This window comes from Streptomyces sp. NPDC057002 (assembly GCF_042673825.1).
In the GTDB taxonomy this organism is placed as follows: domain Bacteria; phylum Actinomycetota; class Actinomycetes; order Streptomycetales; family Streptomycetaceae; genus Streptomyces.
Genome location: NZ_JBHURZ010000010.1, coordinates 23,853 through 42,451, shown reverse-complemented (window position 1 = coordinate 42,451; position 18,599 = coordinate 23,853). Strand labels below are relative to the sequence as shown.

At 70.6% G+C, this 18,599-nt stretch carries 16 protein-coding genes; 10 read left to right on the top strand and 6 right to left on the bottom strand.

The annotated features are described in order from the left end of the window. Nucleotides 1–7 precede the first annotated feature (7 nt). From ACFT32_RS37745 to ACFT32_RS37730, 4 genes are all read left to right on the top strand, one after another. Complete coding sequence (locus tag ACFT32_RS37745) at nt 8–976, top strand: ABC transporter permease (RefSeq protein WP_382498200.1); 969 nt, start codon at nt 8–10, stop codon at nt 974–976. Beyond that, the gene (locus tag ACFT32_RS37740; protein WP_382498198.1) at nt 966–1,865 is read left to right on the top strand and encodes an ABC transporter permease; all 900 of its coding nucleotides are present in this window, start codon (nt 966–968) and stop codon (nt 1,863–1,865) included. Before ACFT32_RS37745 ends, ACFT32_RS37740 begins: the two co-directional genes overlap by 11 nt. A 95-nt stretch (nt 1,866–1,960) precedes the next feature. Beyond that, a complete protein-coding gene (locus ACFT32_RS37735; protein ID WP_382498683.1) occupies nt 1,961–2,887 on the top strand; it encodes an ABC transporter ATP-binding protein in 927 nt (308 codons plus the stop codon). Further along, nucleotides 2,880–3,533 carry an ABC transporter ATP-binding protein gene (locus tag ACFT32_RS37730; RefSeq protein WP_382498196.1) on the top strand — a complete coding sequence of 218 codons (654 nt, stop codon included), beginning with the start codon at nt 2,880–2,882 and terminating at the stop codon, nt 3,531–3,533. Before ACFT32_RS37735 ends, ACFT32_RS37730 begins: the two co-directional genes overlap by 8 nt. A gap of 29 nt (nt 3,534–3,562) precedes the next feature. On the opposite strand, the gene ACFT32_RS37725 is transcribed toward ACFT32_RS37730, so the two are convergent. From ACFT32_RS37725 to ACFT32_RS37700, 6 genes are all read right to left on the bottom strand, one after another. Next, nucleotides 3,563–3,862 carry a hypothetical protein gene (locus tag ACFT32_RS37725; RefSeq protein ID WP_382498194.1) on the bottom strand — a complete coding sequence of 100 codons (300 nt, stop codon included), beginning with the start codon at nt 3,860–3,862 and terminating at the stop codon, nt 3,563–3,565. 154 nt (nt 3,863–4,016) lie between these two features. Then, nucleotides 4,017–4,781, bottom strand: coding sequence for a class I SAM-dependent methyltransferase (locus ACFT32_RS37720; RefSeq protein WP_382498192.1), 765 nt, complete (start codon nt 4,779–4,781; stop codon nt 4,017–4,019). 90 nt (nt 4,782–4,871) lie between these two features. Next, the gene (locus ACFT32_RS37715; RefSeq protein WP_382498190.1) at nt 4,872–6,068 is read right to left on the bottom strand and encodes an aminotransferase class V-fold PLP-dependent enzyme; all 1,197 of its coding nucleotides are present in this window, start codon (nt 6,066–6,068) and stop codon (nt 4,872–4,874) included. A 5-nt stretch (nt 6,069–6,073) separates the two neighbouring features. Next, on the bottom strand, nt 6,074–7,393 hold the full coding sequence (locus ACFT32_RS37710) for a pyridoxal-phosphate dependent enzyme (RefSeq protein ID WP_382498188.1): 1,320 nt from the start codon (nt 7,391–7,393) through the stop codon (nt 6,074–6,076). Continuing rightward, entirely contained in the window at nt 7,390–8,856 is a 1,467-nt protein-coding gene (locus ACFT32_RS37705; RefSeq protein WP_382498187.1) for a Y4yA family PLP-dependent enzyme, read from the bottom strand. Before ACFT32_RS37705 ends, ACFT32_RS37710 begins: the two co-directional genes overlap by 4 nt. A gap of 156 nt (nt 8,857–9,012) precedes the next feature. After that, a complete protein-coding gene (locus ACFT32_RS37700) occupies nt 9,013–10,458 on the bottom strand; it encodes a serine/threonine-protein kinase (RefSeq protein WP_382498185.1) in 1,446 nt (481 codons plus the stop codon). 290 nt (nt 10,459–10,748) lie between these two features. Between ACFT32_RS37700 and ACFT32_RS37695 the strand changes: the two genes are divergently transcribed. From ACFT32_RS37695 to ACFT32_RS37670, 6 genes are all read left to right on the top strand, one after another. After that, nucleotides 10,749–11,381, top strand: coding sequence for a hypothetical protein (locus ACFT32_RS37695; RefSeq protein ID WP_382498184.1), 633 nt, complete (start codon nt 10,749–10,751; stop codon nt 11,379–11,381). A gap of 325 nt (nt 11,382–11,706) precedes the next feature. Further along, a complete protein-coding gene (locus ACFT32_RS37690) occupies nt 11,707–12,120 on the top strand; it encodes an NUDIX domain-containing protein (protein ID WP_382498183.1) in 414 nt (137 codons plus the stop codon). A gap of 39 nt (nt 12,121–12,159) precedes the next feature. Further along, the gene (locus tag ACFT32_RS37685; protein ID WP_382498181.1) at nt 12,160–13,128 is read left to right on the top strand and encodes a radical SAM protein; all 969 of its coding nucleotides are present in this window, start codon (nt 12,160–12,162) and stop codon (nt 13,126–13,128) included. 6 nt (nt 13,129–13,134) lie between these two features. Then, a complete protein-coding gene (locus tag ACFT32_RS37680) occupies nt 13,135–14,301 on the top strand; it encodes a hypothetical protein (RefSeq protein ID WP_382498179.1) in 1,167 nt (388 codons plus the stop codon). A 29-nt stretch (nt 14,302–14,330) separates the two neighbouring features. Then, nucleotides 14,331–15,494, top strand: a complete 1,164-nt coding sequence (locus ACFT32_RS37675) for a hypothetical protein (protein WP_382498177.1) — start codon at nt 14,331–14,333, stop codon at nt 15,492–15,494. Next, nucleotides 15,485–18,598 carry an SUMF1/EgtB/PvdO family nonheme iron enzyme gene (locus ACFT32_RS37670; protein ID WP_382498175.1) on the top strand — a complete coding sequence of 1,038 codons (3,114 nt, stop codon included), beginning with the start codon at nt 15,485–15,487 and terminating at the stop codon, nt 18,596–18,598. Before ACFT32_RS37675 ends, ACFT32_RS37670 begins: the two co-directional genes overlap by 10 nt. Nucleotide 18,599: the final 1 nt, after the last annotated feature.

Genomic DNA, 18,599 nt, shown 5'->3' with positions numbered 1-18,599 from the left:
GGGAGCGATGGCACGGCTGGCGGGGCGGCGGGCGCTGTTCGCCGTCCCCGTCCTGCTCGTCGTCACCTTCGGCGTGTTCGCGATCGCCGCCGCCTCCCCGTTCGACCCCGTCAAGGCGTACGCCGGCACCGCCGCGCTCGGCGCCGACCAGCAGACCCTGGACCGGCTGCGCGAGAACCTCGGCGCGGACCAGCCCTTCGCCGCCCGCTGGTGGCAGTGGCTGACCTCCGCGCTCAGCGGCGACCTCGGCCACTCCAGCGTGCTGCGGCAGCCGGTCGCCCAGGTGATCGGCGAACGGCTCGTGTGGTCCTCGCTGCTGTGCGCGGTCGCCTTCGCCGCCGCCGTGCTGGTGGGCACCGTCCTCGGCGTGCTCGCCGCCCGTCGGCCCGGGTCGCTCCTCGACCGGGCCGTCACCTCCCTCGCCTACACCCTGGAGGCGGCCCCGGTCTTCTGGATCGCCCTGCTCGCCGTCTGGCTGTTCGCCCTCCAGTGGGACGTCCTCCCGGCGGGCGGTCTGACGGACACGGCCAGCGAACAGGTCACGCCGGGGCAGGTCGCGAGCCACCTCGTCCTGCCCGCCGGTGTCCTCGCGGTCTCCCAACTCCCCTGGTTCACGCTCTACGTCCGCCAGGGCGTCGGCGACGCCCTGGCGGAGGACCCGGTACGCGGCGCCCGCGCACGCGGCCTGAGCGAACGCACCGTCCTGCTCGGCCACGCCCTGCGCTCCGGAGTGCTGCCGGTGCTCACCCTGATCGGCTCCCGCGTGCCCGAACTCATCACCGGGGCCCTGCTGGTGGAGAGTGTTTTCAGCTGGCCGGGCATCGCCGCCGCCACCGTCGAGGCGGCCACCGCCGTCGACTTCCCGCTGCTCGCCGCCCTGACGACCCTGGCCACGGCCGCCGTCCTCGCCGGGAACCTGCTCGCCGACCTGCTCTACGGACTGTTCGACCCGAGGGTGAAGCTCAGTGACATGTGACGCACCGGCGCCCGCCGGCGCCCCGGCCGAGACCGAGTGGCGCTCGCACGGCCCGAAACGCCGCTCCACCCGCACGCTGCGGGTGCGCACGTCCGCCGTCCTGGTGGGCGCGACCGTCCTCGCCGTGCTGCTCGTACCGCCGCTGGTCCAGCTCGACCAGCAGGCCGTCGACCTCGCCGCCAAGCTCCAACCGCCCTCCTGGTCGCACCCCTTCGGCACCGACGACGTCGGCCGCGACCTGCTGCTGCGCTGTGTCTACGGCCTGCGCGTCTCGCTGCTCGTCGGAGTGGCGGCGGCGCTGACGGCCACGGTGGTCGGCACCGCCGTGGGCGCGACGGCGGGCGCCCTGGGCGGCTGGGCCGATCGCGCCCTGATGCGGGTGGTCGACGCGTTCTCGTCCGTGCCGCACCTGCTGCTCGGCATCTTCATCGTCGCGATGTTCCGCCCCGGTGTCTGGCCGGTGGTCGTCTCCGTCGCGCTCACCCACTGGCTGTCCACCGCCCGGATCGTCCGCGCCGAGGTGCTGTCCCTGCGGTCCAGGCCGTACGTCGACGCCGCCGTCTCCGGCGGGGCGTCCCGGTGGCGGGTGACGGTACGGCATCTGCTGCCCGCCGTCCTTCCCCAAGCCGCCCTGGCCGCCGTGCTGATGGTGCCGCACGCCATGTGGCACGAGTCGGCGCTGTCCTTCCTCGGACTCGGGCTGCCCACCCACACGGCGAGCCTCGGCACCCTGATCCAGACGGCCCGCGGCTCCCTGCTCGCCGGACAGTGGTGGCCGACCCTGTTCCCGGGCCTGTTCCTCATCATCCCCACCCTCGCGATCGCCGGCCTCGCCGGAGCATGGCGGGAGCGGATCCATCCCCGCCACCGATCGGAGCTGATGCTGTGAGCACCGGAGTCGAGACCGGCCCGGGTGAAGTCGCCGCGGTGCCGGCCGGAGACGAGCCCGTGCTGTCGGTGCGCGGCCTCTCCGTGCGCTTCCTCATGCCCGGCGGACGTCGCGTCGCCGCCGTCACCGACGCCCGGTTCGACGTGGCGGCCGGTGAGTGCCTGGCCCTGATCGGGGAGAGCGGCTGCGGCAAGTCCGTGCTGGCCTCCGCGCTGCTCGGCCTGCTCCCCGGGAACGCGCAGACCGCCGGAGCGGCTCACCTCGGCGAACTGGACCTGCTCGCGGCCGACGAGCGGACCCTCGCCCGTACCGTACGGGGCCGGCTCATCGGCCTCGTACCGCAGAGCCCGGCCGCCCACCTCACCCCCGTGCGCACCGTCCGCTCCCAACTGGAGGAGACGGTCGCCGCGTTGACCGCGACCCGGGGACGCGCCGCCCTGCGCGCCGCCGCCGAGGCCGCCGCCGAGCGGGCCGCGTTCCCCGCGGACCACCTCGACCGCCACCCCCACCAGCTCTCCGGAGGCCTGGCCCAGCGCGCCGCCACCGCCCTCGCCCTCGTCGGCGACGCGCCCCTGCTGCTCGCCGACGAACCGACCACCGGGCTCGACCGCGACCTGGTGGACCGTACGGTCGACGAACTGCGGCGGCACATCGACGAGCCGGGGGAGGCGGGCGGCCGGGGACGGGGCCTGCTGATGATCACCCATGACCTGGCGGCCGCCGAGCGCGTCGCCGACCGGGTCGCCGTGATGTACGCGGGCCGGATCGTCGAACTGGCCGCCGCCGAGGACTTCTTCGGCTCACCGGGGCCCCGCCACCCCTACAGCCGCGGCCTGCTCCAGGCCCTCCCCGACCGCGCCTTCACGGCCATCCCCGGCATGCCGCCCGAACTCGGCGACCTCCCCGACGGCTGTGCCTTCGCCGTCCGCTGCGACCGGGCCACCGGCACCTGTGCCGCCCCGCCGCCCCCGGGCGCGGTCGCCTGCCACCACCCGCACCTGCCGGAGGACGTCCGTGCTTGAACTGCGCTCCATCACCGCCGGATACACCAGGAACGCGCCGGTGGTCCGGGGCGTCTCCCTGACCGTGGCACCGGGCGAGTCCGTCGGCCTGCTCGGCCCGAGCGGCTGCGGCAAGTCCACCCTGGCGCGTGTCGCGGCCCTGCTGCACCGGCCCGACTCCGGAACCCTCGTCCTCGACGGCGACCCCGTACGGCACTGGCGCCACCGCGCCCCGCGCGCCCTGCGCACGGCCTTCGGGGTCGTCTTCCAGCAGGCCAGGCTCTCCGCCGACCCCCGGCTGCCGCTCTCCGACCTGATCGCCGAACCCCTGCGCGCCACCGGCCGTGGCAGGGAGACCCCCGGCCGGGTGGCCGAGTTGGCCCCTGCCGTCGGCCTCACCCCGGACCTGCTGACCCGACGGCCGCACGAGGTCAGCGACGGCCAGCTGCAACGCGCCTGCCTCGCCCGCGCCCTCGTGCTGCGCCCGCGCCTGCTGGTGTGCGACGAGATGACCGCCATGCTCGACGCCTCCACCGCCGCCGCCCTGGTCACGGCCGTGGAGGACTACCGGGCCGCGACCGGCGCCGCGCTGCTGGCCGTCGGCCACGACCGCACGCTGCTCGGGCGCTGGTGCGACCGCACGGTCGACTGGGACAGCCTGTCCTGAGCCGCGCTACCGCGGGGTGCGGTGGCCGTTCAGTGATCGTCCCAGTGTCCTTCGTGTCCGGCGTGGCGGTGACCGTCGTGCACGTAGTCGGTGTGGTCGCCGTGCCGCACGGCCAGATGGCCGCAGTCGTCGCCGTGCTGGTGGTCGTGGTTCTGGTGCACCGTGTGGCCGCCGTTCGCGCACTCGTCGACGTGGCCCTGGTGCATCCGGTGGATGTGGCCGTCATGGGCGTAGTCGGTGTGGTCGCCGTGGGCGAAGGCGATGTGTCCGCAGTCGTCGCCGTGGGCGTGCGGGTGGTCCTCGTGCGTGATGTGCTCGGCGGTGGTCATGGAGGGTGGCTCCTCGGGTGTGGGCGCTACGGCCCCCGGCCCCTCGGCCGGGGCTGCGGTGTGGCGGCATGAATATATGGCGATGTCTGCGTGTATCGTCCGAGCACTCGCCGCCGCCCGCCATCTGACGGAGCGCGAAGGGGTGATGCGGGCTCTAGCGGACCGCGACGACCACGCAGCTGTCGCCGTACTGCCAGACCGGCCCCGCTGTGCTGAACCCCGCCCGCCGCAGCAGCTCCAGATGGGTGGAGAGGGGGAGTTCGGCCGGGCGGCCGCTGTCGAGAGGCGCCTCGCGGCGGCGGCGCTCCGCGAGGAGGTCGGTCAGCTCGGGGTCGCGGGAGAGGGCGGCCCACCAGGAGCCCCAGTCCTCATGGGCGAACACCCGCTGCCGGTCGGCCCGGCACCGCCCGACATGGGCGGCGATCCGGGCCGGGCCGGCGGCGTCCTGGGGGAGATGGTCGCCGTTGACGAGGACGCCCCCGGGCCGCAGCAGCGAGGCGAGCTGCCGGTAGGTGCGCAGCAGGGTGTCGCGGTCGAGGTAGTGCAGGGCCGTCGTGGAGACGGCCGCGTCCAGGGGCCGGTCCAGGCCCAGCGTCCCGGTCCAGCCGGGGGCGCCGATCTCCGCGTCGACATAGCGGGCCGCGTCCGGATGGTGGGTCCGGCCCAGCTCCAGCAGGACGGGGTCCCGGTCCACGGCCACGATCTCCGCGTCCGGCAACCGCCGGACCAGCCGGGCCGCCAGGGAGCCGGGCCCGCAGCCCAGATCGACGACGAGCGGCCGCTCCGCGCGCCCCGCCGTGACGTGCTCGACGACATCGGCGATCACCGTGAACCGCTCCTCGCGGTCGACGGCGTACCGCTGCTGCTGGAGCTCCCAGCGCTCCACCCACCGCTCCGCCGTCGCCAGACTCAGCCCCATCCGGACGCGCCACCTTGCCGTCTCGCACCTGACTCCTGCCGGCCCGAGCCTACAGGTGGAAACGGTTCTCATTACGCCCAGTTGGCGGAGTCACTGGAGTGACGCAAGAACGGTCAGCAGCCGGTCGATTTCCTCCACGGTGTTGTACACATGCAGACTCACCCGCACCGAACCGGTCTTCTCGCCCGCGTCGCCCTGGCAGTGATGGTCGGAGCGGACCATGAAACCGTGGCTGAAGAGGATGAAGCCCAGGTCGCCCGAGTCGATGGCGCGATGGCGCAGGGTCACGATGCTCTGGCGCCGCTGCACGGTCGAGTCCGCCGCCAGGCTGAGCGGGCAGCCGAGGATCTCGTAGGCGTCCAGCCGGCGCAGCCCGTCGGTGAGCCGGGCCGCCAGGGCGACCGTCCACCGCTCGATACGCTCCACACCGGCGGTGTCCAGCCAGTCCAGGGCCGCTTCGAGCGAGGCGATGCCCACGGTGTTCGGCGTGCCGCTCCACCCGCCGGGCGCGAACACCGGACCGCGCGCCTGCCGGGCCCACACCGCCCCGGAACCCGGCAGGGCCAGCGCCTTGTGCCCGGAGAAGACCACGAAGTCGACGTCCAAGTCGCCCACGGACACCGGAAGATGCCCGACGCTCTGGGCCGCGTCCAGACAGATGACCGCGTCCGGTCCGACCGCCTCGCGGATCCGGTGCACATTCATGTCGCCGCCGTACACGTGGTGGACATGGGTCGTGGCGACGAACCGGGTGCGCGGCCCGGCCCGTTCGGCCAGCGCGGTGTGGTCGTAGTCCCCGGAACCGCTCTGGTACGGCATCGGCAGCACCCGGACGTGCACACCCTCCCGGGCGAGCAGCCGCTGGGCCTCCAGCCAGGGCGCGATGTTGGCCTGGTGGTCGGCGTCGGGTACGACGATCTCGTCGCCGTCGCGCAGCAAGCCCGGCAGCCAGTCGCGGGCGATCGTCCGCAGCCCCTCGGTCGTGCCGCTGGTGAAATGGACGGCGGACCGCTCCGGCCGGTCGTCCCCGAGGAACCGGGCGACGCGCTCACGGGTCCGCTCCACCAGCTCCGTGGTCCGGTTGGCCCAGGTGTAGGTGCCGCGCGCGGAGTTGGCGTTGCTGGTGGTGAGATACGTCTGCACGGCGTCCAGGACGGCCTGCGGCTTCTGAGCCGTGGCCGCGCTGTCCAGATACGCCAGCTCCGGGTGCCCGGTGACGATGGGGAACTGGGCGCGCAGCGCCTGCTGCCACGGGGCCAGGTCCTCGCGGGTGATCGGTGCGGTCATGGCCGTCAGTCCCGCACCAGGGGCGCGCCCGCGTCCCGCCAGGCGATGATGCCGCCGGTCAGGCTGCGCACGTCGGCATGCCCCATCCGGGCCAGCAGCGCCGCGTACCGCGCGGACTGCTCGCCCACCGGACACGCCAGCAGCACCGGTCGGCTCCGGCTGAACGGCAGGCCGCCCCGCAGCAGTTCGGCGAACAGCTCGTCGACGATGTTGACCGACCCGTCGATGTGCAGCGCCGCGTACGCGAACGGACTGCGCAGGTCGACCACCAGCGGCCGGTCGGTGTCGATCCAGCGCTGGGCTTCGGCCACGGTGACCGACGGCGCCCCGCGCACCTCGGCATCGGTCAGGTCGGCCGGGGAGTTCCTCCGGGCGGGCCGGCCCAGCAGGTCGGGCCGCCGCTGACGGACGTAGCTCAGATAGCTCTCGACCCGGTCGCAGACGATGAACACGGCCGTCCGGCGCTCGCTCGACTCCTCGTCGAAGGCGCGTAGATGGCGGACGGCACCGAAGTAGGCCGCCCCTCCGGTGGGGCCGCCCAGGATGCCGCAGCGGCGGTTCAGGGTCAGCATCCCCTCGATGGCCTCGTCGGCGCTCACCGACTCCATCGTGTCGTAGGTCTCCGGGTCGAACAGGCCGACCTCCTGCACCTCGTCGATCGTGCGGATGCCGGGGATGAAGTCGGACTTGGCCGCGACCAGCCCGACCACCCGTACCGAGGGGTCGTCCTCCCGCAGCGCGCGGGCCACGCCCGTGGAGGAACCGGCCGTCCCCACACACGCGACGAACCAGTCCGGCACCCGGCCGTCGAGGTCCTTGACGATCTCCGGGCCCGTTCCGGTCAGATGGGCCTCGGTGTTGCGCGGGTTGAAGTACTGGTCGGTGTGCAGATAGGCGCTGCCGGAGGCGGACAGCGTCCGGTGGAAGAGGGTCAGCGGATCGTCCGTCGCGGTCGGGTCCAGACACTCGCTCTGCCCCGGCAGCTCCTCGATCTCCGCGCCGAGCAGCAGCAGGAGGTCCTTGATCTCCGGCACCCGCATCCGGTTGGTGACGCTCTTGAAGCCCAGTCCGTGCATGCCCGCGACGACCGCCAGCGCCTTCGCCGTGTTGCCGCTGGACAACTCCACGATCTGGCTGCCCTGTTCGACGGCCTCAGGGAGCAGCGGACGGGCCATGCTCCAGGCCGCCCGGTCCTTGACCGAGCCCCAGGGGTTGAGCATCTCCAGCTTGGCGAACAGGTCGATGTTCCGCAGTCCGTGCACGGCCGGATCCAGCCGCACCAGCGGGGTGTTGCCTATCGCCTCCGTGATGCTGTCGTACCTCACTGGACTCCCCCCGAGGGCGTGATCGGCCAGAACTGGTCGTCGAGGCACCAGGTCCACCCGTCGCCGTCCTGCCAGGCGGCGACCTTGCGGGCGGCGGGCTGGTGCTGGGCGCGGGTGGCGTGGAAGTCCATGGCGTACCCGGCGGTGTTGGCGAACGCCAGCAGATCGCCGGGGACCGGACGGCGGGGCAGGAACACCGTGCGCCGGGTGATCAGGTCGCTCTCCAGGCACAGGCTGCCGAAGAGGTGCACGGCGACGGGCCCCTCGCCCGGCCCCGCCCCGCTCCCGGGGACGACGACCGGGTCCATCAGCACTCCGTGGTCCTCCAGGGCGATGTCGTCCGCCTTCGCGGCCAGCCGCACCAGCAGCTCTCCGCCGGCCTCCTGCTCGCGGACCTCCAGCACCTTCGCCAGCGTCAGCCCGCACTGGTCCAGCAGCGCCCGGCCCGGCTCGGTGTGCAGGTCGTACAGGTGCTCCAGCAGCAGTCCGGCCAGCGGACGGCCGCCCAGCGAGGCGGCGGGCCGGCCCAGCAGCTCGTCCAGGTAGGCCGCGCCGGCGACGGGCCGGTGGGCGGGGTAGAGGCCGAGCGTGCCGCGCAGGGTGCCGGACTCGTTCCGCAGCCCGTAGCCGTGACCGCCCCAGGTCAGAGGCGGGCGGCGGCCCAGCACGGCGGACGTGAGCGCCGTCGTGTACGCCTCCCACTGCTCCCGCTCGGCGAGGTAGCTGACCCCGAACCCGCCGCCGACGTCCACGGCCCGGGGCCTGAGTCCCCGGCTCCGGCACGCCTCCAGAGCGGCCAGGCACCCTTCGAGCGCGGTCGCCTTCTCCGCGACGCTGGTGGTGTCCAGATGGAAGGCCGCGCCCGTGAGCTCCACCGCGTCACCGTGCCGCTCGACCGCCTCCAGAAGCCGCTCCAACTCCCGTACGGGCGTGCCGAACCGGCTGCGCCGGCTCAGCACTCGCACCCCCGACGTCTCGAACCCCGAAAGCCGCAGCAGGACCCGCACCGGCGCGAGCGCGTGCTTGCGCACCAGCGCGCCGAGCTGGTCCAGCTCGGCCACGCCGTCGACGCTGACCGTGACCCCCGTACGGGCCGCGAGCCACAGGAACTCGGGGTTCTTCGGCCCGGTGGCCGTGATCCGGTCGGCGGTGAAACCGGCACCGAGCGCGTGCTGCAACTCACCCAGCGACGCGACGTCCACGCCCCCGTCCGTGGCGGCCAGGCGGCGCAGCAGCGCGCTCGACCCGCTGGCCTTGTGGGCGTAGAAGACCTGGCCCGACAGATGATGCGCGCGGTACACCGACCGGAAGCGCTCCAGATTCTCGGCGATCTGGTCCGGCACCACCACGTGCAGGGGTGAACCGAGCGCGTCCATGAGCGAGTGCAATGTTCCGGTCGCCGCCACGAGCGACCTCAGCCGTGGCTCCAGCCGCGGTTCGAGGTATAAGGGCCGGCCGTCCATGCGCGCTCCCTCCCCTGAAGCCGCTGCGCGCGGCATCCGGGCACGTCGGACACTCCCCGCGTTTCGCCGTATAGCCCATATCCATTCTTCGGTCGCTTTACGCCCTGAAGGCCCGGTCCTGTCCGGTCGCCGGTATGAAGCGGATCACGGACCTCTTCAGCCTGTCCGGAAGCCGTCCCTGACATGGTCGAAGACGGGGCGGTGGGTGTCCCACTCCGCCTCGGGTGCCGAGAGGTAGATGTCGTACTCGCGTTCGCCCTCACGGCCGTAGCCGAGGTCGATGGCACGGAAGGGGCGGGCCCGGCCCTGGAAGGTGAACTCCCAGATCGCGGCGGGCTGTTCGCGGAATGTGGTCCGCTCCATGCGCAGTCTGCGGTACGAGGGGTAGTTGACCTTGGTGTTCGCCTCGATGTCGGCGAAGTGGTCGGCCGGGTTCGGTCCTGCCGGGGTGACCGTGCCGATGGTGATGCCGGCGAGGCCGGTGGGGTCGGCGTAGGTGACCTGTTCCGCGGTGCGGGTGCGGGCGGTCCAGTCGTCCGGGATGGGGAAAGAGATGCCGAGCTTCTTCTCGTGGACGAGGTGGTAGCCCTTGGGGACGGGGCTGGGGGTGGCGGTGGGGCGGCTTGTGGTTTTGCGTGGTTTGTCGGTTTGGGGTGGGTTTACTGCGTAGAGGGTGGCGCCCACGGCGAGGGTGGCGATCAGTGCCGCGACGGTGGTGGTGATGCGGCGGCGTCGGCGGGTGCGGATTGTTTGTGGTTGATCGCGCAGTTCCCCGCGCCCCTGAAGGGCGTCCACCGCTGCCCGCAAGGAGTGTTCTGTCTCCTCCGCCGACGGGCGTTCCTCCGGCTCCCTGGCCAGGAGGGACTCTATGAGTGGGCCCAGGGGGCCGGCCTGGGTCGGAGGGGTCACGGGGTCCGTGGCGATGGCGTAGGCCGTCTCCATCGCCGTGGGGCGGCGGAAGGGGGTGTGGCCCTCCATCGTCTGGTACAGCGTGGCGCCCAGGGCCCACAGGTCCGAGGCCGGGCCCGGGGTGAGGCCTCTGACGCGTTCCGGGGCCATGTAGTCGATGGATCCGACCATCTCGCCGGTCCTGGTCAGGGTGGGCGAGCCGGCCGTGGTGGCGATGCCGAAGTCGGTGAGCACGACCCGGTCGCCCGCGCCCAGCAGCACGTTGCCGGGCTTGACGTCGCGGTGCAGGACCCCGGCCTCGTGCGCGGCTCGCAGGGCGGACACCATGGCCACGCCGATCCGGGCCGCCTCGTGGGGTGGAAGGGTGCTGCCGTCCCGGAGGAGGTCGGCGAGCGTGTGGCCGGGGACGTACTCCATGACGACGCAGGGCCGACCCTCGTCCTCCACGACATCGTGCACGACGATCACGTTGCGGTGGACGATACGCGCGGCGCTGCGCGCCTCACGGCGCATGCGCTCGTCGCGTGTGCCGAGCTCGTCGGCCGACAGGTGCGGCTGCTCGTGCAGCCGCTTCAGCGCGACCCGGCGCCCCAGCACCTCGTCGTCGGCCAGCCACACCGTGCCCATACCGCCCCGGCCGATCCGCTCGGCGAGCCGATAGCGCCCGGCGACGAGTCGCCCCTGGTCCGACACCGCGTGCCCTCCGCCACATTGTCCGTGTTGGGCACCTTGATGCGCCCTGGTCACCATAACTGCCGACCCTGGGTCGACCCGGGCCGGAAGTGAGGGGGATCACGGCCCCCTCGTAGTCGGCCATGTCCCCGCCCCTGACGTCGATCCCTTGTAGCGCGCCGGTGACATTCGGGACGGACCCGTAGCGGGCGGGCAGGGCAACGTATGCGGGCGGTTACGGGTCGTAGGGGGTGCGAGGGTCGAAGCCCGCGCATTCGACGAGAAAACAATCAAGAAATCATGGGGGAAACATGGGGAAGACCGTGCAGCTTCGCGCCCGAGGCGTCCGTACCACCGTGGCCGCGCTGGCGGCCGTGGCCGGTGTCGCCGCAGTCGCCGTACCGGCCGCTGCCGCCACCGCACCGGCCGCCGCCACACCCCGGTTCCTGGAGCCGGCCGAACTGCCGCCGCACCCGACCTCGCCCTGGTACGCCGGACCCGTCACGGCCGGTCAGCCGGACCCGCTGCCGGTCTGCGTGGGCGAGGCCCTGCCGTCCATCGCGAGCCACCGCTCCTACTGGACCGAGTTCGACACCAGCGCCCGGCAGATCACGGTCGTGGAGCGCACGGAACAGCGCGCCAAGGACTTCGCGGCGCTGCTGCGCAAGGACATCACCGGCTGCGCGAAGAAGCTGATGGAGCAGGACCCCGACCTGACGGCGACGCAGAAGTCCTACGGCCGGCTGAACGTCGAGGAGGGCGCCCACGTCTACGGCCTCCACACCGCCTCGGCATGGGGCTCCTCCGACATCGGCCTGTTCTCGGTCGGCCGCGACGGCCGGACCGTGACGGTCGTCCTGTGGGGCCAGATGGGCAATTTCCAGCACGCCCAGGTGGCCGACTTCAAGAAGACCACCGTCACGGCGGTCAACAAGCTGTACTGACCCCGTTCCGGGGCCGGCCCGGAGCAAGCACGCGAACGGACAGGGCGGGCCGGTCACCGGCTCGCCCTTGTTGCGTCTGATAACCCATCGAAATCCGATGCTATTCGGGCAGTCGTTGTTATGGCTAGATCATGAAATGGATGATCCCAAAACGGCCTCGGTCAAGTGGCTTCGCGCCAGGTCGAGTTGACGCTACTCTTGCCGGGCTGAGCGACGGTGTCCACTGCGGTGCCATCACCGTCGCCAGTTTTGTTTCTCCGGCCCCTTCCGCCTCACCATGGACAACGGGCGCCGGAGTCGACCGCGCACGGAAGGTGAATTCGAGTTGACCTTGTTCTACGGAGCAGCGCATGCCCTCATCGAGCGTAACGGGCGCTTCCTGGTGACCCGGAGGTCCGCCGTCGACGACTACATGCCACTGAAGTGGGACCTACCCGGAGGAACTGTCGACCCGGGAGAAACCCTGGAGGACGCGCTCGTTCGCGAGGTGTTCGAGGAAACAAAGATCAAGGTCGATATCGAGCGCTTGCTGTACGCCTACACAAATCTGGCCACTCTGCCGGAGCGGCAGACATTCCAGACGGTCTTCCTCTGCCGCTACGTGGGCGGCGATGTGCAACTTGATCCCGACGACCACGACCAGTTCGTCTGGGCGACCAAGGATGATATCGACGGCCTTGACGCCATGGGCTTCCTGGCGGGCTTCCGTGGGACACCGACGTACCGCACAGTGAAATAGCGAATCGGGGGGTGGGGGGCTTCGGTGCGAGTGCGATCTGTGGATGTCTACGTAACCTATCGGTGCAATCTGCGGTGCACGCACTGCTTTGTGGGTGAAAACCTGTCGACCGCACAGAGTTTCTCCTACGATTCACTGACGCGGCTGATCGCGGAAGCTCGGCAGCGTTGGCAAACGGAGGAGATCACGTTTCTCGGCGGAGAACCGACCCTCTACCCCCGGATCGCCGACGCGGTCCACCTGGTCCAGAGGCAAGGACTCCGCGCCCGGCTCGTCACCAATGGCCTGCACGGTTTTCGGTCTTTCGTCGACCGGTTCGACGGTGCGAACCCACCCGTGGTCGGCGTGAGCATCGATGGTTCGGGCCCCGAGACCCACGACGCGGTCCGCGGCAAGCGGGCCTTCGAGCGGCTGGTCGCCAATGTCGCACACGCACGGGAGCGCGGCTATCAGTTGTTCGGCATCACGTCGGTGAGCGGGACCAACGCGCACGACGCCGTCGACACCCTCAGGCTCTGTGAGCGCCTGGGGCTGACTTGGGTCAACGTCCACTACGTCTCCAACCGCGGATTCGCCACACCCGAGATGGTGCTGTCCATACCCGAGTGGCAGGCGCTGACCAAGGAAATCGAAGAACGGTCGGCCGATCTCGCGATCGACATCCGCCTGGAGCGCACCTTCGTACCGGCCCAGGACCACCGAAGGTCCTGTGCGGTGCGCAGCCACGACAACCTGCTCTTCCTGCCCGATGGACGGGTGTTCCAGTGCCCCATGTTCATCGATGTTCCGGACGCACACTCCTACACCTGGTCGGGGAGTCGGCTCGTAAGCCGGCCGGACAGCCGGACCGAGGCGATGCTCTGCTCGGCGCGGAGCTCCGTGCACTGTCCCGCACTCCGTCACGTGAACCCGCAGATGCACACCGCCGTGGCCGCAGCAGGGCTGGAGATGTCGTGTGTGCTGGAGAAGACCCGTCTGAGCCGGGGGCTGGTCGTCGATGACGAGTGAACGCCGATGAGTGTCTGGACCGACGCAGACCTGGGCTTCGTGCGGGACCGCGCGCGACACTGGGATCTTCACTACTCGGAGCACTTCTGGGGTAGCCCGCTCTACGACTTGGTCGAGCCGCTCCTGAACTCGTTCAACACCGACGTCGGCGTTCCCAAGCAGATCGGTACACCGTCGGAGTCCCTCCCCGAGACCACGGCCACGGTTCTTCTGGCACTGCACCGTATGGGCCTCCTCAGCGCCTCCATGCGGCTGCGCATACAGAGTTACCTCTGGTCCACTCACTACGCGCTCGCCGTCGGCATCGGCGACGACGCCAAGTACCCGGAAGCCGCGTGCTGGAGTTCGGTCTCACGCAACGTCTGGGCGACGGCCGCATCGCTCTGGGCACTCATCGCGACCGGCTACCGGGGCAGACATGAGGCACGGTACGCCTCCGCGGTGAGGTGGCTGGTGGACGCGCAGGACGAGAACGGTGCCTGGGGGTTCAGCCGGGACGCCCGGAACCCTCCCTCCGTCTTCCTCACCGCGGTGTGCGCGTACACGCTGCGCATGACCGCGGCACTTCTCGACGAAGCCACGCACGGAATCGACAAGGCCGCCGTCCAGTCCGCCGTCGACACGGCGGTTGGATACCTGAAGCGAACCAGACGCAGACGGAGCGGCCTGTGGCACACGGAAGCCGGGGAGCCGGAGCCGACCAGCAGCGCAATGGCCCTGTGGGCCATCCGACGATGCGGCAGCACGGACGACGGCGAGCTGGTGCGCACGGGTGTCCGCTCACTGTCGAAGGCCGTCGGCAACGGACACTGTGCCGCGAGCCTGGAGATCGCGGCCGGAACCCTTCCGGACTCGCGCGAGGCGATCGCGTTACAGGGCTATACGCCGGCCATACCTCTGGCTCTGCTGCAAATCGATGTGGACCCGTTCCACAGGCTGGTTCTCGGACCACTCCAGTATCTGCGCACGAGCCGCCGGCCCGACGGCTGGGAATTTCCGGTCGTGGGAAACGCCCGGCAGGGCCGCTACATCAAGGCCGTTCCGTATGTGGGCACCGGTGAAGCCCTGACCTTCACGACGGCGCTGGCCCTGCAGACCGCGCACGCATGGCACCGGCGGGTCATCCGCTGGACCATCGAACAGCGACTGACGAGGACGGGGGCATCACGGTGACGGCTGTCCTGTTCGTGCACGGCACAGGCGTGCGAAAGGCATCCTTCGACACCACGCTCGACACGATTTCCCGGTGGCTGCGTGCTCGGCGCCCGGACCTCACGGTGCACGGATGTTTCTGGGGTGGCCGGCACGGCAGCTCCCTGTACGCCCAGGGGGCGTCGATACCCGTGGCCGACGGGGCACGGGGCGCAGCTTCCCCCGAGGCTCCGGACGGCCTCGACGTCATGGTGTGGGATCGGTTGCAGAACGACGCGCTCTTCGAACTCCGGTTGCTCGCGCTGACGGACGAATCCGCTTTCCGAGGGGGAGGCTTTCATCCGGGCCGGGAGCCAGCGGGCAGTGCCATCCGGAGCAGATACCTGCGGTTCGCCGCTTCGGACGCGGTCGAGGAGCTGTTCAGCGGGGTCGGACTCGAGGGACAGTTCGCCGACGCCTGTCGCACGCTGGCCGCCTCGGAGACGTTCGGAGAACTGGAGGTCAGTGGCGTCGCGGCCGTCGACGTGTGGCCGGCTGTGGTCCGGGCGACGGTCGCGGAGGCGACGCGACGAGCGGAGCAGGAAGACGCCCCGGCCCTGCGGGTCGTCTACGACCGGGAATTCAGGGACGTGTTCGTCAAGACGCTGTGCCAGGCCACGGATGACGAGTACCGCGGTGTGGTCGGCGGCCGGGCGAAGGAACGGATCGGGACCTTCTTCGCGAACAGAGCCACCTCCTATGTGTCACGACGGCGAGGAGCGTTCACGGACTCCGCGTCCCTCGTCGCAGGTGACATCCTGCTCTACCAACGGGACGGCGAGGCGATTCGGAGCTTCGTCGCCGACTGCGTCAACGCACTGGAGCCCCCCGTGACCGTGATCGCTCACAGTCTCGGCGGCATCATCTGTCTCGACCTCTTCGCCACGACCGGCCGGTCCGACGTCCGCCTCGTCACCGTGGGCACCGCCGCACCAATGTTCTGGGAGCTCGACGCGCTGTGGGGCCTGCGCGCGGGTGCTTCGCTGCCTTCCGGCTTCCCGGAATGGATCAACATCTACGACCAGCGGGACTTCCTCGCGTACGTCGCGGCGCCGGTCTTCGGCGACCGGGTACGCGACGTCCGTGTCGACACCGGCATGCCGTTCCCACGGTGCCACAGTGCCTACTGGTTCAATACCCGATGCTGCGAGACCGTGCTCAGCGCATGCCCGTGAACGAGTTCCTGCACGCCCGCGCGTTGGTGGTGGGAGTCGAGACCTATGCCGCGGGACAGGACTGGGAGCTGGTGGGCCCCGCGGCTGACGCGCTCCGGTTCACGGACTGGCTGCTGGACATGGGAATGCCCACCGCCCACATCGATCTCTTCGCCAACAGCGCATCCCCGTCCGCCCTCGACGACTGGCGACAGCGGACGGGCATGAGCGTCGCGGAGCCCGCCTGTGACGCCATCCACGCCGCGCTGCTCGATGTGGTCCGAGAACACCCCTGCGACGTCCTCTTCTTCTTCTGGGGAGGTCACGGCATCACCGACCCCGAGGGCCGGCTGCGCCTGTTCACCAGTGACGCGCACGAGGAAGTGCTGCGCAATGTCGACCTGGACGATCTCATGACGGCCTTCCGCTCCTCGACGTTCGCGGGGGTCCGGAGCCAGATCCTGATCGTCGACGCGTGCCGGCGTTTCGTCCCCTACCGCGAGCTGCGCCGGGGGCTGCCGACGGTGTCCCTGCCACGAGGCGAGCTGGGCCGGACGGACCAGTTCACTCTGTGCGCCACCCGGGAAGGCGACCTGGCGGCGAACCGCGCCGGCACAGGACGTCTGTCCTCGGTGCTGCTCGCCGAGTTGCCGGCCACACCGGGGAGACTGCCCGACATGGAGGCCGTCGCCCAGCAGGTCCGAATCGAGTTCGAGCGCCTGCGAACGGCCGGCGAGACGACTCAGGTACCGGTGTTCTACTCGTCACGCGGCTATGACGGCAGCGTCCGTTCGGACCAGCTGGTCCCGTGGACGACGCCCTTCGCGGCCAGTCCCGTGGCCGACGCACGGCAGTATGTGCAGCGGCTGGTGCGCACGTTGGAGAGCCGGCTCGTGGGTGAGGTCCGGCTCAGCGGTATGGGGCCGTCCTTCGACTCGTTGGAGCGCTCGTCCGTGGTGACCAGGGCGCAGGTCCGGTCCACGTCCATCAGCGCCGAGCACACTCTGGTCCCGGACGTCGTCGGATACGTGCGACGCACGGCGGTGCGCCGGATGATCGTCAGCGGAGCACCCGGGATGGGCAAGAGCGTGCTGTTGGACCTCCTGGCCCTGGCGCAGTGCCGCGCGTACCAGGTCGACGGGTCGGCGATACCGGTGCAGGTGACCGGCCACGGCGACGTGGCTCGTGAGTTCGTCCAGGTCGAGGACATGCTGCGGCAGGCGGTGCCTTTCCTCAGCGGCGCGGCGCAGGACGAACTTCTCCACCAATGCGTCTTCTACTGCGACGCGTTCGACGAGATGACGCCCCCGCAGCAGTCCGCCGTCCTGGACTTCATGCGCGGCCATCCGAACGCGTCGGTCATCCTGTCGACCCGTACCACTCGCGGGCTCGACTGGTCGGTGCCGAACTGTGTGGAGGTCGAGTTGCTCCCCCTTGACCCACCCGAGGTCCTGCGTCATCTGGAATGCGAACTCGGCACGAGCGTCGCGGAGGAGGTCTTCCGCCGGCTCGCCGGCCAGGAATACGAGATGGTCCAGGAGGGGTGGCGAGCCGCCGGGGGCTCCAGAGAGCAGTTGTGGTCCCTTTCCGCGACCGTGCCCCGTAAGCTTCCCGGCGAAGTGGCAGCACTTCGCCTCCGGCTGCTGCGTGATCCGCCCCCCGCTCTGCAACTGGCCCGAACCCCCTTCCTGCTGCGCGCCATGGTGACCATTCGGCGGGAAGGCGAGTACCTCGACCTGTCGAAGCCCGACATTCTTCATCACCTGGTGACAGCCCTGTGGAGCAGGCTGCACACGGAAGTGGGATACCGCGACATCACGCTCGACCAGCTCTTCTCCGGCCTCGCTCCCTTCGCGGTCGAGCTCATCCGTGAGCGCCAGGAGTGCTACGACCTGTCCTCCGTGACCTCCTGGCCGGTCGAAACGGGGGAGGCCTCGGCCTCTCGTCTCTTCGAGGCGGCGGTGCTGGCCGGAATCGTCGATCAGGACGACTCGCGTGTCGCCTTCCGGCACCGCGTGATCCGTGACTACTTCGCGGCTTCGGCGCTGTCCGTCGGCATCCCGGACGGGCTGTCCGTCGAGGAGTACGTCGATCCGGAGGCATGGTGGGTGGAGACGCCCTGGCGGGCCGCGCTGGGGTTCGTGCCCCGGTTCCACGACAGCCTGGAGCCCTTGGTCGCTTGGCTCGGACGGGCGCAACCGGAGGCGGCCGCGCTGTGCATCAGGGAGAACGGCAATCTGCCCGGTGAGTCCGCGCGGCAGGTCATCCGCGGTGTGGTCAGGCAGCGACTCGCCGAGAGCACGGTGCGGCCGCCGGCGGAACTCGCGGCGCTGGGCCGTGCTCTCGGCATGGTCGGCGACGACCGCCCGGGCGTCGGTGTCGGCCACCTGATGACGAGCAGCGCGCCCGCCATCGAGTGGGCGTTCATACCGGAACAACGAGTTCCGTTGTCGGAATCCTCTTCCGTCACCGTCCCGGCCTTTCACATCGGCAGGTATCCGGTCACCAATGCGCAGTACGAGGTGTTCCTGCGTGACGGCGGCTATGGGAAGGACCGTCACTGGACGAGGCGTGGGGTCGGCCTGCGTGACCGACTCGGGTGGTGTGCGCCCGAGGCGTACGGGCCACCGTTCGACCTTCCCAACCACCCGATCGTCGGCATCAGCTACCACGAGGCGCTGGCGTTCTGTCGCTGGCTGGGCGCACTCAGGGGAGAGCTGGTGACACTGCCCACCGTCGCGCAGTGGATGGCGGCCGCCAGATCGGGCGACGGCGTCGAGGGCTATCCCTGGGGAAGCGACTTCTCACCCGGCCGCAGCAACAGTAGGCAAGCCGGTATCAGAACCACGACCGCGGTGGGTGTCTTCACCTCCGGGGTGAGCCACTTCGGCCTCTTCGACTGCGGAGGAAACGTCTGGGAGCTCTGCGCTCCCGAACGCGACACACCGCGTACGCCATGGCTTCGTGGGCTGCGCGGACAGCCCGCCTCGGACGACTACCTCCCGATCAAGGGCGGGTCGTTCGCCCACTACTGGTGTTCCGTCAAGACCCGTACCGACGTGACCATCCGTGACGTCGACCGTGAGTGGGACGTCGGCTTCCGGGTGGTCAGGCGGCGGCCCTGAC